At 52.0% G+C, this 15,112-nt stretch carries 16 protein-coding genes; 8 read left to right on the forward strand and 8 right to left on the reverse strand.

Features of this window, described 5'->3' with window-relative positions; all coding sequences use genetic code 11:
* Positions 1-76: 76 nt before the first annotated feature.
* The 7 genes from HQ49_RS04185 to HQ49_RS04215 all read left to right on the forward strand — a co-directional run bounded on the left by HQ49_RS04185 (position 77) and on the right by HQ49_RS04215 (position 7,058).
* Positions 77-898 (forward strand): PstS family phosphate ABC transporter substrate-binding protein, encoded by an 822-nt coding sequence (locus HQ49_RS04185; RefSeq protein WP_196246888.1) that lies wholly within the window; start codon positions 77-79, stop codon positions 896-898.
* 41 nt (positions 899-939) lie between these two features.
* A complete protein-coding gene (gene pstC, locus HQ49_RS04190) occupies positions 940-2,148 on the forward strand; it encodes a phosphate ABC transporter permease subunit PstC (protein WP_018964460.1) in 1,209 nt (402 codons plus the stop codon).
* A 3-nt stretch (positions 2,149-2,151) separates the two neighbouring features.
* Positions 2,152-3,015, forward strand: coding sequence for a phosphate ABC transporter permease PstA (pstA, locus tag HQ49_RS04195; protein ID WP_018964461.1), 864 nt, complete (start codon positions 2,152-2,154; stop codon positions 3,013-3,015).
* 6 nt (positions 3,016-3,021) lie between these two features.
* Positions 3,022-3,768, forward strand: coding sequence for a phosphate ABC transporter ATP-binding protein PstB (gene pstB, locus HQ49_RS04200; RefSeq protein WP_039418610.1), 747 nt, complete (start codon positions 3,022-3,024; stop codon positions 3,766-3,768).
* A 45-nt stretch (positions 3,769-3,813) separates the two neighbouring features.
* Positions 3,814-4,485 (forward strand): phosphate signaling complex protein PhoU, encoded by a 672-nt coding sequence (gene phoU / locus HQ49_RS04205; protein WP_039418611.1) that lies wholly within the window; start codon positions 3,814-3,816, stop codon positions 4,483-4,485.
* Between the two features lie 165 nt (positions 4,486-4,650).
* Complete coding sequence (locus tag HQ49_RS04210) at positions 4,651-5,349, forward strand: response regulator transcription factor (RefSeq protein WP_018964464.1); 699 nt, start codon at positions 4,651-4,653, stop codon at positions 5,347-5,349.
* Positions 5,280-7,058 (forward strand): sensor histidine kinase, encoded by a 1,779-nt coding sequence (locus HQ49_RS04215; protein ID WP_080745544.1) that lies wholly within the window; start codon positions 5,280-5,282, stop codon positions 7,056-7,058. The genes HQ49_RS04210 and HQ49_RS04215 overlap by 70 nt, the downstream gene beginning before the upstream one ends.
* A gap of 105 nt (positions 7,059-7,163) precedes the next feature.
* Here the strand turns inward: HQ49_RS04215 and HQ49_RS12075 are convergent, their stop codons facing one another.
* Positions 7,164-7,265, reverse strand: coding sequence for a DUF1661 domain-containing protein (locus HQ49_RS12075; protein WP_235285204.1), 102 nt, complete (start codon positions 7,263-7,265; stop codon positions 7,164-7,166).
* Here HQ49_RS12075 and HQ49_RS11785 point away from each other — a divergent pair.
* Entirely contained in the window at positions 7,225-7,467 is a 243-nt protein-coding gene (locus tag HQ49_RS11785) for a DUF1661 domain-containing protein (RefSeq protein ID WP_162832555.1), read from the forward strand. The two genes, HQ49_RS12075 and HQ49_RS11785, sit on opposite strands and share 41 nt — an antisense overlap.
* Here the strand turns inward: HQ49_RS11785 and HQ49_RS04220 are convergent.
* The 7 genes from HQ49_RS04220 to HQ49_RS04250 are packed head-to-tail and all read right to left on the reverse strand — an operon-like array spanning position 7,419 to position 14,949.
* Positions 7,419-9,461, reverse strand: coding sequence for an AAA family ATPase (locus tag HQ49_RS04220; protein WP_018964466.1), 2,043 nt, complete (start codon positions 9,459-9,461; stop codon positions 7,419-7,421). The genes HQ49_RS11785 and HQ49_RS04220 overlap by 49 nt on opposite strands.
* A 4-nt stretch (positions 9,462-9,465) precedes the next feature.
* A complete protein-coding gene (locus HQ49_RS04225; protein ID WP_039418614.1) occupies positions 9,466-11,004 on the reverse strand; it encodes a glycoside hydrolase family 10 protein in 1,539 nt (512 codons plus the stop codon).
* A 46-nt stretch (positions 11,005-11,050) separates the two neighbouring features.
* The gene (locus HQ49_RS04230) at positions 11,051-11,233 is read right to left on the reverse strand and encodes a hypothetical protein (protein WP_039418615.1); all 183 of its coding nucleotides are present in this window, start codon (positions 11,231-11,233) and stop codon (positions 11,051-11,053) included.
* Positions 11,234-11,239: 6 nt separating this feature from the next.
* Complete coding sequence (locus tag HQ49_RS04235; RefSeq protein ID WP_039418617.1) at positions 11,240-11,620, reverse strand: putative signal transducing protein; 381 nt, start codon at positions 11,618-11,620, stop codon at positions 11,240-11,242.
* 14 nt (positions 11,621-11,634) lie between these two features.
* The gene (nadD, locus tag HQ49_RS04240) at positions 11,635-12,228 is read right to left on the reverse strand and encodes a nicotinate (nicotinamide) nucleotide adenylyltransferase (RefSeq protein ID WP_018964470.1); all 594 of its coding nucleotides are present in this window, start codon (positions 12,226-12,228) and stop codon (positions 11,635-11,637) included.
* A complete protein-coding gene (pncB, locus tag HQ49_RS04245; protein WP_039418619.1) occupies positions 12,228-13,412 on the reverse strand; it encodes a nicotinate phosphoribosyltransferase in 1,185 nt (394 codons plus the stop codon). The genes nadD and pncB overlap by 1 nt, the downstream gene beginning before the upstream one ends.
* A gap of 31 nt (positions 13,413-13,443) precedes the next feature.
* Entirely contained in the window at positions 13,444-14,949 is a 1,506-nt protein-coding gene (locus HQ49_RS04250) for a hypothetical protein (RefSeq protein ID WP_235290059.1), read from the reverse strand.
* Positions 14,950-15,112 lie beyond the last annotated feature (163 nt).

Raw genomic sequence — 15,112 nt, forward strand, 5'->3', positions numbered from 1 at the left:
TATGGGCGTAATAAGTGGGCTATACTTTTGGCTCAGGTAATAAGAAACCCAATTACACACGATTCAAAAAACTAAAATGAAAATGAAGAAAACACTCTTTGCCGGAGCGATGCTTACCATTATGACTTTCTCTCTTCAGGCACAGCGTATCAAGGGATCCGACACAGTATTGCCTTTGTCACAGAAGGAGTCCGAGCAGTATATGAAAGAGAACCCGTCTGCTCGCCTGACCATCACCGGTGGAGGGAGCGGAGTCGGCATAGCAGCACTGATGTCCGGTACTACTGACATCGCACAGGCTTCGCGCCGAATCAAATTCTCAGAGCGCCAGAAACTACAGGAGAGCGGCCGCTCGGTCAAGGAGGTAGTGATCGCATACGATGCTCTGGCCGTAGTGGTGCATCCGTCCAACAAAGTCGGCAAGCTCACGCGTCAGCAGCTGGAAGGCATCTTCACAGGCAAGATCAAGAACTGGAAAGAGGTAGGCGGTGCCGATATGAAGATCGTACCCTACTCTCGTGAGACCTCTTCGGGCACTTACGAATTCTTCAAGGAAGTCGTACTCGGCAATAAGAACTATATGAACGGTATCATGAGTATGCCGGCCACGGGAGCCATTATTCAGTCAGTTAGTCAGACGGCAGGTGCCATTGGATATGTAGGACTTGCCTACCTGAACAAAGAAGTAAAGGCCCTGTCCGTTTCCTTCGATTCGGGCAAGACTTTCACGGCCCCTTCGGTAGCCAATGCCAAGAATAAGAGCTATCCGATCGTACGTCCGCTCTATTACTACTACGACACACGATCAGAAGCCAAAGTAAAGCCTTTTGTCAATTACGTTCTCTCCCCCAAAGGGCAGGACATCGTAGACAAAGTCGGCTTTATCAGCATCAAATAAGCTCCTTCCCCAATAGATAAACACAAGCCTCAACACAAATTATGAAGTTCCTACAGAAAATCCTCGGACGGATGGTAGAGGCTCTTTTTACACTTAGCGGTGCCATTACGAGCATCGCTATTGTGCTTATCACACTGTTCCTCTTCAATGAAGGGCTCGGCCTTTTCCGTTCGCCCGTGATTGAAGAGGGATACGCCCTCTATCGCCATGCCGACAACCGAGTACAGAAGCTGTCGCCACATGACATCAAACGGATTTTCGATGGAGAAATAACCAATTGGAGCCAACTGGGAGGAGACGATCAGGATATCATGCTCTTCCGTATCGATGACCTGTTTTCTATCTACAGCGAGGAAGAATTAGGCGAGAACTATGCGCTCCTCCCCGATAAGATAGGAGAGGTGATCGCAGCCAATCCGGGCATCATCGCTTTCCTGCCGCAGAAATATGCTCCTGCGGACAGCGGAGTAGTACGGGCTATGGACACGGGCGACATTTCGCTTAGCGACTTCTTCGGGAGAACGGAGTGGATGCCTACGGCTTCTCCCGCCCCGTTATACGGTATTCTCCCGCTTATATTAGGCACGCTACTGGTTAGCTTGGGAGCTATCGCTCTGGCCCTTCCGTTGGGCCTGGGTGTAGCCATTTACCTGTCCGAACTGGCTTCGGGGCGTATTCGCAAGATACTCAAACCGGCCATCGAACTACTGGCAGGGATACCCTCCGTCGTTTACGGCTTCTGGGGATTGGTCGTGCTGGTACCCTGGGTACAGCAAACCTTCGGTCTCTCCGTCGGCGAAACGGCCTTTACGGGCAGCCTCATCCTCGCCATCATGGCCTTGCCCACCATCATCACGGTGGCTCAGGACGCCATGAACAATACTCCCCGATCCATGCGAGAAGCCAGTCTGGCTCTCGGGGCTACCCGCTGGCAGACGGTCTACAAAGTCGTGATACCTTATGCCAAATCGGGCATATCGGCCGCCGTAGTACTGGGGATCGGCCGAGCCATAGGGGAGACGATGGCCGTGCTCATGGTTACAGGCAATGCAGCCGTCATGCCCACCTCCTTCTTCGAATCGGTACGAACCATTCCGGCCACGATCGTAGCAGAGCTGGGCGAGGTACCTGCAGGTAGCTCCCACTATCAGGCACTCTTCCTGCTGGGATGTATTCTATTCGTGATCACGATGATCATCAGCATAACGGCTGAAGTAATCTCCAAGAAACAACCCAAAGCATCGGTCTAAACAATGGTATTGAACAAGAAAAACAGCGAACGCATAGCGTTTCTCACCTTTCGGATACTCGGATTCTCCATATTGGTGCTACTGATGGCCTTGCTCGGATTCATTATCTATAATGGTATCGGGGTAATCAACTGGGAGTTTATCACCACAGCTCCGACCGAAGGGATGACGGCAGGCGGTATCTATCCGGCCATCGTCGGTACACTCTGCCTCGTGGCAGGCAGTATGCTCGTGGCCTTCCCGGTGGGGATCATGTCCGCCATATACACACGGGAGTATGCACGCAACGGGTGGCCTGTACGCATCATCCGCATCATGACCAACAATCTGGCCGGCATTCCCTCCATCGTATTCGGGCTGTTCGGTATGGCTCTGTTCGTGAATACCATGGGTTTCGGCGATTCTATCATCGCCGGCTCGCTCACACTCGGTCTGCTGGCACTGCCCCTCGTGATCCGAACGACGGAGGAGGCACTGAAAGCCGTACCCGATTCATACCGCACCGGTAGCTATGCCCTGGGGGCAGGTAAGCTGCAGACGATATTCAGGGTGGTACTGCCTGCAGCCTTTCCGGATATTATGACGGGCCTCATCCTCTCCATCGGAAGGGTCTCCGGCGAGACGGCTCCCATCCTCTTCACTGCTGCCGCTTACTTCCTGCCAAAGCTCCCTTCGAGCATATTCGATCAGGTCATGGCACTGCCATACCACCTCTACGTGATAGCCACCAGCGGAACGGACATTGAAGCCTCGCGGCCGATAGCTTACGGCACCGCTCTTGTGCTGATCACCATCGTACTACTGATGAACCTGATAGCTACGGGTATCAGATCCTATATGTCCAAAAACAAGAAACAATCTGCCTAAACAGCAATGATAGAAGCGAAAAATATAGACTTTTTCTATGGCGACTTCCACGCCCTCAAGTCGGTAAGCATGAAGATGGAGAGCAATACGGTAACGGCACTCATCGGTCCTTCGGGCTGTGGTAAGTCCACCTTCCTGCGCCTGTTCAACCGCATGAACGACCTGATCGAGGAAACCAGCCTCACGGGGGAATGCCTGATAGATGGCGTGAACATACACGACAAATCCATATCCGTAGACGACCTGCGCAAGAAGGTGGGTATGGTATTTCAGAAACCAAACCCTTTCCCCAAATCCATTTTCGAGAATGTGGCATACGGCCTGCGCGTCAATTCGATGGGCGATAAGCAATTCATTGCCCAACGAGTGGAGGAGTCCCTACGCGCGGCTGCACTCTGGGACGAAGTAAAGGACAAACTGAAGAAATCCGCCTTTGCCCTGTCCGGTGGCCAGCAGCAACGTCTCTGTATAGCCAGAGCTTTGGCCATCTCCCCTTCCGTCCTGCTCATGGACGAACCGGCATCGGCTCTCGACCCCATCTCCACAGCTAAGATAGAGGAGCTGATACATGGACTCAAGGAGCTGTACACGATCGTAATCGTCACACACAATATGCAGCAGGCAGCACGCGTGAGCGACAAGACGGGGTTCTTCATGCTCGGCCAACTCATCGAATACAGCGATACGAAGAAGATGTTCCTGTCGCCCGATTCCGAACAAACGCAGAACTACATTACCGGCCGTTTCGGCTGATCGTTCTCCCCTCCCAAACACTTAAATTCAAACAAGGAAACTGCAATGAAGCATACCGAACAAGAAATGATCCTCCTCAAAGAGGAAGTAAACCGCATGTGGCAGCTCGTGCTATCCCAACTGGAGAAAGCCCGTCAGGCCTTTCTGACGAACGACACCGATCTGGCACGCGAAGTAATCAGCAGGGAGAAACGAGTGGATGTATGTGAACTGAAGATCGAAAGCGACTGCGAGAACTACATAGCCCTCTATAGCCCCGTGGCCATAGACCTGCGACTGACCCTCTCGCTGATGAAGATCTGCAGCACGCTGGAGCGGATAGGCGACTTTGCCGCCGGCATCGCTATGCATGTGCTCGATGAAGACTGCCAAGACATCCCGGCATCTCTGATAGAAAAGCTCGAAATGGAACAGATGTTTACCGTCCTGCAGGGCATGCTATCGGATTGCTACGTGGCACTGGAAAGCGAAAACACCCAAATAGCGGGTCGGATATTCTCCCGCGACAAAGAGGTGAATGCCATCTATCATGCAGCCCCCAAGGTCCTTGCCCAGTTCCTGACGGAGCATCCCGAACACATCTACTGCGGTCTGAAGCTGCTGCTACTGATCCGCAAGCTGGAGCGCATAGGCGACCACTGCGGCAATATCGTGGAGGAGATCGTATTCTATGTGGATGCAAAAGTGCTCAAGCACAACAAAAGCAAAGCCGATTAGGAGAAGCACCTTACACTTTTTGCGCATTCTTACGAACCGAACCGGGGCTGTGCAAAGAATGGACTTTGACACAACCCCGGGTTACCTCCACCTCTTTTTACTGCTCCGGACAGCTCCATTTCCATTATTCCATATCTTTGGTATCCAAACTTTTGCAACGACAGCATGGCATATAAGATCCTGATAGTGGACGATGACCACAGCATATGCGAAATCCTGGCCTATAACCTCCGAAGCGAAGGCTTCGAGGTATGCAGCGCCCATTCCGCGGAAGAAGCCCTGATCACGCTCTCCGTTCCTTTCGACCTGATCCTGCTGGATGTGATGATGGGCGGCATGTCCGGATACAAGATGGCCGAGACCCTCCGAGAAAGGCGCGACACCACTCCTATTATATTCCTTACGGCCAAGGATACCGAGAACGATATGCTAACGGGCTTTTCGGTCGGAGGAGACGACTACATCCCCAAACCCTTCTCCATCAAAGAAGTCGTTGCCCGCGTCCGAGCCGTCCTGCGTCGTTCGACAGGCGCGAAAGACGAACATCATGCTTCATCCCGCCTGATCGTCTGCGGCGATCTGCAAATAAATCCGGAGACCAAAGAAGTATTCGTGGCCGGCGAACCCGTACAGCTGACCAAGACCGAGATGGAACTGCTCGTCCTGCTCGTTCGCTCCTCCGACCGCGTGCTCTCCCGTAGCGAGATTATCGAGAAGGTCTGGAGCGAAACGCCTTATATCACCGAACGAACGGTCGATGTACACATTACCCGGCTTCGCAAAAAACTCGGTGTATGTGCTCCCATGCTGACCAACCGTTCGGGCTACGGCTATCGGTTCAATCCCGCTCTCCTATGCGACTGAACATCAAGGGCAAACTCTTCCTCCGATTCGGATGTCTTTTCCTGCTCTTCTTTGCAGGAGTGATCCTGATAGGACAGTGGCGGCAGCGAACGATCAAAAAACAAGCTCTTGAGGATCGGCTGGCAGAATACGTATCCATTATAGACAAAGCCGCCCCCGACACCACGGCCGACTATCGGCACAGACTCGGCCACATTTTGCCCCTTCTCCCCCGCTCCATACGCGTCAGCATCATCGACCACAAGGGCGTAGTCCTCTTCGATAATGTGATAGACAGCTCGGAGCAAATGCAGAACCACTCGGCGCGTGCCGAGGTCGTAGCTGCCTCCCGTCATCGGCATGGGACGGACATACGCATCTCCCAGTCCGATGGAGTCAAATATCTCTACCTGGCCGAAAAGATCGGCTCCCGTTTCATACGGGTAGCTCTCCCCTACAATACCGAAGTGCGCTATCTGCTTCGGATGGATGCCCCCTTCTTCTATTGGGCTATCGCCCTCCTGGCCGTCACCCTCCTGCTCATCGGCCGGGTGGCGCACAGCACGAGCGGAGCCGTCAGACGCCTTCGCGATCTGGCCATCAACCCGGACACGGCAGCAGCGGGAGAGACATTCCCCGACGATGAGCTGGGCGAAGTAAGCCGGAAAATCGCACGCAACTATCAGGACCTTCGGGAGAAAACGCAAGCAATCGACTACGAACGCGAACGCCTTGCCCAGCATGTACTCTATTCGCGCGAAGGAGTTTGCTTTTTCACCCCCGCACACGAAGTTCTTTTCTTCAACGGCCTTTTCGTTCAGTATCTGCATGCCATCAGCGACTGCAACGACATCAGCGCAGCAACGCTGGCGGAAGATCCCCTCTTTGCCCCTGTTTTCGACTTTGTGAAAGGAGGGGGCAAAACAACCTCCTACGAAAGCCGGATCAGACGCCATGGCAAAGCCTTCTCCCTGCGAGCAGGCGTATTCGAAGACGGTGGGTTCGAAATGGTACTCAACGATGTGACGGAAAACGAGAAAATGCACCGCATCAAACAAGAGATGACGGGCAATATAGCCCACGAACTACGTACGCCGGTAACGAGTATTCGCGGATATTTGGAAACACTCCTGGAGCAGAACCCCGACCAAGCCACCCGCGAGTACTTCCTCCAACAGGCCTATCATCGCACCTTGGCGCTATCGGATCTGATCCACGACATGAGCCTGATCACGAAGCTGGACGAGTCGCCCGCTCTTTTCAAGCTCTCCCCGATCAATCTGAGCGAACTGCTGGAAAGAGTCGGCAAGGACTTCGCCTCGGACTTTACGGCGCATCGCATATCCTTCCGGCCGAATCTACCGTCCGATACCGTTTTGACCGGCAATGAGAGCCTGCTCTATGCCATCTTCCGCAACCTGACGGAGAATGCCATCCGCTACGGCGGCGAAAACATACAGATCATCATCGATCTTTACCGCAAGGACGAGGATTATCTCTACTTTTCATTCTACGACACGGGAGTGGGGATCTCGGACGAATCGCATCTGACACGGCTCTTCGAGCGATTCTACAGGGTACACCAAGGGCGAACGAGAGAAACGGGCGGCACGGGCTTAGGCCTCTCCATCGTCAAGAACGCAGTCCTCTTCCACAAGGGAGAGATCACCGTCAAAAACCGCTCCGAAGGCGGTCTGGAGTTCCTGTTCCGCCTCAAGCGCACCCTCTGACAAGCCCCCCCTCCGACGCCATCTTTCCTCCTTCTATCGCACTGTACAGAAAAGCGACTGAAGTCTCTTTTCAAGCAATGAGACTATTCTTTGTTGCCAAAGAGTTTACGCGCGGGAATTTGTCCGGTCGTCAGTCCGCAAAACATGGCGCGAGAAAATTTTCGTTTTGGTTCGGGAAGTAAAAATTTCTCGCGCCAGAACGAAAATTTTCTCGCGCCACTTTTTCAGAGATTTCGCGCCGGAATCAGCACATTTCCGGTGCGTATTGCGAAAGGTTGGGATGATAGACCGGCCTATCGGATCGGGGGATGATAGATGCTTTACGGGATGCGGGCAGGCTAAGCCACGCCATAAGCTGTTTCACTTCCGGCCGGCCTGTTCTCGGAGCTTGCGTAAGCGGATTCGGTAGTGCTCGGCTTCGTCTTCTTCGTCCAGCTCCTCGCAGAGGGCAATAAGCCGTTTGAGCAATGTGCGGCTTTGGGGGTTGAGCCCATCGGCCTGTCGGTATGCATCGAGGGCCTCTTCGTAGTAAGCGAATTTCTCCAAGACTTGTCCCAACGTGAATCGAGCAGTAAAATCCGTCGGAGCAATGGCTACAGCCTGATTCAAAGCAGAGAGGGAAGCGGTTATTTCGTTCAGTCCGGCCAATGCCCGACCTTTCCTGACGAAGGCCTCCACATAGTCGGGATAGAGCGTGAGGGCTTTGTCGTAGGAGCGGATGGCCGCGTGAGCATCATGAGCCTCCGCAATACAGTCATTGCCCATTAGTACATATTCTTTGGCCAGTCGACGCATAACCTCGCGCTGCTCGGCCAACTCACGCCGCAGCTGTTCCTCACGGCGGTATGCATACTCCATTTCGAACAGCTTGCTCACCAGCAGACGGCGAAAGAGTGGGTCGTCCAAATCGTTCTTCTTCGCTAATGCTTGTGAAAAGGTGCCGATGGCTTCCGTATAACGGCAAGCATTCCACAGCCGGAGGGCTTGTGCATACTCACGTTCCGCCTCGGCACGTTCGAGCGAGTCATTGATTACACCCAGATCATTGGCTCGCGAATAAAAATCGACAATCTCACGACGGACGATGACGTCCCGACCGGCAAGCGGTGCACGCAGCACCATACCTTCGAGCGAACGGCACCGGCTGAGGGCTACATAGGCCTGACCGCCGGCGAAGGTCCCTTCCGAGAAATCGATGATCACCCGATCGAACGTCAGTCCCTGGCTCTTGTGTACCGTGATCGCCCAAGCCAATTTGAGCGGATACTGAATGAATCTGCCCAGGACTTCCTCCTCCACTTTATTGGCCTGCTCATTATAGGAGAAGCGTTTATTGTCCCAGATGCATGGTTCCACTGTGACAACTTCTCCGGTGCTGAGACATACGTCTATCGTTTCACTCTCCGGATCGAAGCCGGCTACTATGCCGAGTGTCCCATTGACCCATCGGTGATCTTTGTCATTGGAGACGAATATCACCTGAGCATCCTGTTTCAGGATAAGCTCTTCCTCGGTCGGTAAGGATGAAGAGGGGAAATCGCCTTCGATAGTGCCGTACAGGGTGATGGGGTCGCCCTGCAGCCGGTCCAACTGTCGCTCGTTGATGTAGCTCACGTGCCGGCGTTTGGTGGCGAGGGTGATGACCGGCTCGTCTTTCGGTGGTTCGTAATGGCGATCGACGCATTTATTGATGTCCCGAAGATCCTGTTCGATCAGCCTGCCTGATCGGATTCGATCGAGTATCTGCACGAACGCCTGCTCTGTCTGTCGATACACCTTGGTCAGCTCCACTGTGACGGGAGGAGTGGCTCGCAGTGCCTCGGAGGAGAAAAAGAAGGGGTTGGGATAAAATCGTTTCAGTATGTCGGCATCATCTGCCGTTACCACAGGTTCAAGTTGATAAAGATCCCCCACGAACAACATCTGCACACCACCGAAAGGCCTTTCTTGCCGGCCTCTGTATATACCGAGGAGCTTATCAATGGCATCGATGACATCGGCCCGAACCATGGACACCTCGTCTATGACAATCAGATCGAGGCTTCGGATCAGTTTCTTGTGTTCGTTCGTGTAGCGAAATACATCGAACACCCGTTTGTCACGAGTGCTCAGATCGGGATCGTTCGGCGGAATGGGGCGGAGTGGCAGCTTGAAAAATGAGTGGAGCGTCTGCCCTCCGACATTCAGAGCCGCGAGACCGGTAGGTGCAAGCACGATGAACTTCTTGTGCGTCGTAGCACAGATATGCCGAAGCAGTGTGGACTTACCCGTTCCGGCCTTGCCGGTCAGGAAGAGACTTTGGTCTGTACGCTCGATCAGGCTGAGCACATAGCCCATCTCCTCATTGGCCGGGTCAATGGTGGGCAGGGCCTCCTCTCTCTTTTTTGTCTTACGACGAGGCATGCGCTCAGGGGCGTTTGTATCGGGCTTTGACTTTCAGCTTGGCCGGTTTGCTCTCGTTATGGAAGCGATCCACGGCTGTCACCCAGTAGGTATAATCCGCTGAAGCGTGGGAGTCGGGAAGGCGGATACTGTTTTCGGGTGTAATCACCCAAATGTTTTCGGCATGTTGGGTCGTTTTCTTCACGCCATGGCGGAAGGCATAGACTACGAAGTAGGAGGCCTTGACGGGATCGGATTCGTCCTTTTCGGCAAGCCAGATCAGGTGAAAGCCCGATGGCAACCAAGCGGCATGCAGGCCTTTCACTTTCGGAGGAGCCTGTCGGTGCATGGCCGTATAAGCCGGTATAAGAGCGGGATAGCGGTGGTAGCGGCTACGCAGACTGTCTGCCACTCCTTGGGTATTGTTCACCACCTCACCGGCCGGCCAAAGGGCATGCCCGGCTGCTACGGCACGCTGCATCCGCATCTTGGGCGCGAGTTGTCGGGCAGTCATCGTTCGTTTGACATCCTGCCCGAAGTAGAGGTGTGTCGCTCTGACAGAATTACGTCCCCACCACTCAGCTAACGTGGCATAGTCTGCTGCTTTGTGTCCGATCTCCCAATAGATTTGGGGGATAACGTAGTCGATCCAGCCTTTTTTTTGCCACAATAGCACATCGGCATAGAGGTCATCATAGTTCTGAAGTCCGGCTGTCTCGCTACCGGAGGGGGAGGAGCGTTTGTTCCGATATATGCCGAAAGGACTGATGCCAAAACGCACCCACGGTTTGGACTGCAGTATTGTCAGCTTGATTTCATGCACCAGCTTGTTTACATTCTCGCGCCGCCAGTCTCCCTTCGTTTGGGAGGTATATCCCTGTCCGTATCGGCGAAAACTGTCGCCATCGGGGAAAGCCATACCGGCCACCGGATATGGATAGAAGTAATCGTCCATGTGAATGGCATCGACGTCATATCGCATCGTAATATCTCGCACGATACGGCAGATGTAAGCTCTACAATCCGGCACTCCGGGGTCGTAGTAGAGCTGATTGTTGTAGGTGACGAACCACTCCGGATAACGGTGGTAGGGATGATCGGGGGCAAGCCCTGCCGTTCCGGAAGTCGAGGCGCGATATGGATTGATCCATGCATGCAGCTCCATCCCCCGCTTGTGACATTCGCTGACCATGAAAGCGAGCGGATCCCACAAGGGCGTAGGGGCTTGTCCCTGACGGCCTGTCAGGAAACGACTCCATGGCTCTATAGCAGATTCGTACCAGGCATCGCTCTCGGGTCTGATCTGGAAAATAATCGCATTACAACCGGCTTCTTTGAGTTTATCCAGTCGCCCGATCAGCAAGCGGCGAACTTCGGCAGGAGAGAGACGGGCGTATTCCCCCTGATAGACGGTTTGGATCCATGCTGCACGAAACTCTCGCTTGGGATAATCGGTGTGGACTTGCAATGGAAGTTGTCGCTTCGTGCCACAGCTAAAAAGAGCAATGACACAAAATAGCAAGGCAAGAAAAAAGGCGGGAGACTTACGAGAAGAATGATACATGGGATTGTAATGAGTGTGATATTAGAGGGGAAAGTCGCGAACGACTCTACTTTCCCCTGCGACGAATGTCTTTGTAGATGGTGACAAATACGATGATGCCGGAGGCAATGATGCCGAAATACAATTGTCCGCTCGGCCTTCCCGCCCCAATGGCATAGATGACGAGCAGTATCCAAAGGATTGCGATACAAATGATCTGGCTATTGCTAAGCGGTTTCCGCCGGGGCATATTGCTTTAGCTTAAGAAATAGAGTATGATGGAAAGCAGTCCGAGAAAGACTATGAGCAGTCCCGTAATGATCCACAAGCGCTGCTCCAAAGGACGATTGCGCAGGAGAGGCAAGTTGTCTGCCCATCGGCTGATACGCCCTACTTGGGTCTGCTCCGGTTCTGCCAATGGCAATCCGGACTCAGCCAAAACAATACGAGCAGCCTCGAGGTCGCTTTCGGCCAATTCAATTCTCACTCCGCCGACATCGCACATAGGGCCTATGATACGGTTGGTATATTCATTACGCAGATAAGCCGTGATGCCTGCTTCGGCGAGCATTCGTTGGAGTTCTTCTGCCAAAGCGTTGCTTTGCAGGCAGACGAGCGTGACCATTCTTTCTTCCATAGTTTCTCTTTTTCTCAGCGTTTTTGTGACAGACAGCTTTGCAGGGCAGATGCTATGACGTCCCGGTACTCAGGAAGAGGCAGCCAGTGGCGCAGATCTTTTCCTTCCAATATGCTTGTCCTGATTTGGGTAGAGGAGATTTCTATTCGCGGAGCATCATGTACGTATCGGCATCCGGCCGGGAGTTTTGTTTCGTCTACTTCATAGCCGAATCGCGGATAGATAATGAGCTCGTATTCGGCCGTCAGCCGATGATGATCTTTCCATCGATCGAAGCTCTGCCAGTTGTCCGCCCCGATCAGGAGGGCGAATCGATGACGGGGATACAGCATGCTGAGGACACGAAGTGTCCGGATGGTATAATGAGGAGAAGGCAGGAGTTCTTCGATGCGCACGACTTGAAAACGAGCATCGTTTTGAATAGCTTGTTCTATCAGCTCGCAGCGCAGATGGTACGGAAGTAGCTCTTGGGTGTTTTTTAGAGGATTCAGCGGGCTCGGCACGAACCACAACTCTCCGATCGGAGTGTATTCTGTCAGATAATTGGCCAGTGCCAAATGACCGATATGCAGCGGATTGAAAGATCCGAAGAAGAGCCCTGTCAGCATTATTTCGGTTTGATTCCCAGTGTATTCATCGCCAGAAGGATTTCTTCCGGCTCTCCCGTATGTTTGCCATCGACATCGCTCAGCTTGACGCAGTAGTGCCAATCGTCTTTCGCCGTCATCTTGCACTTCCAGAGCTTCATAACGATATTCAGTGGCTCTACACCCCCACCTACATCATTCGTCAAATTGGTACCGATGCCGAAGCTGGCCTTTATCTTGCCGGCACACATATCTTGAATCTCTATGGCTCGCTGGGGAGTGAGGCTGTCAGAGAATATGATGTACTTGATCTTGGGATCTACTCGCAGCTCTTCGTATCGCCGTATTGCTTTCTCGATGAATACTTCGGGGTCGCCGCTGTCATGCCTCAGACTGGTAAAGAGCATGGCATGCTTCTTGCTGAAGTTGCGCATGAAAACATCGGTCGTGTACGTATCGGTGAGCACAGTGCCGAGATCACCGTCATAGACATTGATCCAATCCTCCATGGCTACATAATTGGCCATCTTGTAGCCGTAAATAGCCCCGTGGAATTGTATCCACTCGTGCGGATGTGTACCGGACACGCGTAATCCATGCTTATGGGCTAAGTGTACGTTGCTGGTACCGAAGAGACTCTCACCTGCATACTGCTTGAGAATATCCGTCACACGATCTTCCACATCAAGGGAGAAACGCCTCCGCATACCGAATATCGAGAACGTAGCTCGATGCTCTCGCATCAATTCCCCCTTGGATCGAGTTACCTCTTCTACGTGCTTCCAATCCGGTTGGGCCCCGATAAAACGATAGTAGAGTTCGCTGATAATGGCCAGGATGGGTGTCTCCCAAAGCGTCACACGATAGAGAAGGCCTTGCGCTCGTATATCCAAGCGACCTTGTGCGTCTATCGATACTGCAACTTCTTCCGGATCGAAACGAAAACCTTCCAAAAAATCGATGTATATCGGCGGTAGATAAGGTAATTCCCGCCGGAGAAACTCTTTTTCCTCACGAGTCAAAGACAGAGATGCCATCGCTCGTATTTCGGCACGTACCAGCTCGGCAAATTCCTCGGTAAAGAGCTGCCGGTTGCGGTCTATGAAGCGGAATTCGCCATAAGCTCTGGGGAATAGCTTGGCATAGGCATAGCCGGTAGTGAATTTATATAGATCGGTGTCTAATATGCTCCGGATAATACCCATAAAACTTTGGAGTTAGAAAATGAATAAAGTCTTAGTACCTATCCAACCATAGCACGAAAGCAGGACAACGACTCTGGCAGATAAATGTTTCGACTTCGTCTTTGTCTTTTCTCTTCGAGCACATGCTCTCGGCCAACAACAAAGAAACATCCGCTACGAGACTTGCCTCAACCGCCAAAGCACTACCTACTATACTCGGAGCCATGGCTAAAACGGATATACCCTTTTCACGCAAAGCGGCCACCTCTTGGAGTGCAGCATCCGACTCTTCAAGGTGGACCATTTGGATTTTCTTTCCCTTTTTCTCAAAAGAATTTATCAGTTCTGTAGCTATCCTCTCGGTCTGTTCGTTACCGCTCATGCTTGTCAGGATAATACAAGAGGAAGCCGAAGCCGAATCCGATAGGTATTCAGTCAGATTGAGACGAAGTAAGTCTATATCCCGTTGCATCGTAGCCGTTCTCTTCTTACTTCCATTCAGTAGAGCCAGTATACGCTTGAGCGCTTTTTCGCCAAGTTCCGAAGGTGCCAATATCAGATTGCGCAGAACGATGTAGACAAAGAAGATAATCATGGGGAAAAATAAGCCCATGGCCAGATTGATAAGCAAGATCAATAAATCTCTCTTCGAACCGGGAACAGACTTAGTCTTGTCCAACACAATTAGGCTCGAAGATGCATCAGCAGTCAAAAGATCCACTTTGTATTCATTGATCATAGACACCAACCTCTTGCGCAAAGCCTCACTGTCAGCACTGATTTCCTTCTCCGTGATCCCCAAAGAGAGAAGAGTAGAATCCGAGACATAACCCTCTGACTTTTGAAGATCGCTTAGACTTTTTTCCACCAAAGCGATTTTTTCTTCTACCTCCTGACGATATTTCTCGCGGGACTGGATATCGAATTCTTCTATAAGGCCGTCAAGAAAATCTCTTGCAAAACCTAAAGATCTGTTTATCGTTATCCTCATCTCTATTCGCCCCTTCGACTCCTCGGTTCTAAGCTCCGAATCGTAGCGCACACGTGCTCTATCCTTGGGTTCTTTAGTAACTATAATAGGCATAGAGGAGAATTCTTTTTCCAAAGCTTCAGGGTTGAATCGCTCCGTTTTCTCCACCCTAAGTTCTCCGATCGGGGTAGCTACAGGAGTACCATAAGGAAGCTGGATATCGGCCAGACTTATCCCTTTCGCCTCATGTATTCCTTTCAGAGATAAGATCATAGCATATTCTTTTTCAATCTTCATCTTTACAGTGAAAGAGCTATGCGCACTCTCAGGGGAGAAGATTAAATGAATCGGAGTACTATCATATATATCATGATTAGCCACCTTACCCGGGAGGAAATAGTTTACATCGTACTGTATTTTCTCTCCCACTCTTTCCACTAGGCTTGTAGCACAAAGACCATTGAAAATAGAATTCCAATCCAATACGGAAATACCTTCCCAACGTGGGGTATAGCTATCATAGAGGCTATAATTCGGGTTCAATCCGCCGGAACTTGTTCGCTGAATTCCTTCGGGGAATCGTGCCATTACGGCTGTAAAATAGGTGCTGGGAGCTACGCCCGCCCTCTTATACTTCACTACGCCCCAGCCACCAAAAAGAGCAACAGAAAGGAGAATCCAATACCAATTTCGGAGACAAATTCGGAAAAATAAAGTCAGAATGGAATCCTTCGGGAGGACAACACTTCGA

Origin of the sequence: Porphyromonas gulae, assembly GCF_000765945.1 — a bacterium.
GTDB classification, from domain to species: domain Bacteria; phylum Bacteroidota; class Bacteroidia; order Bacteroidales; family Porphyromonadaceae; genus Porphyromonas; species Porphyromonas gulae.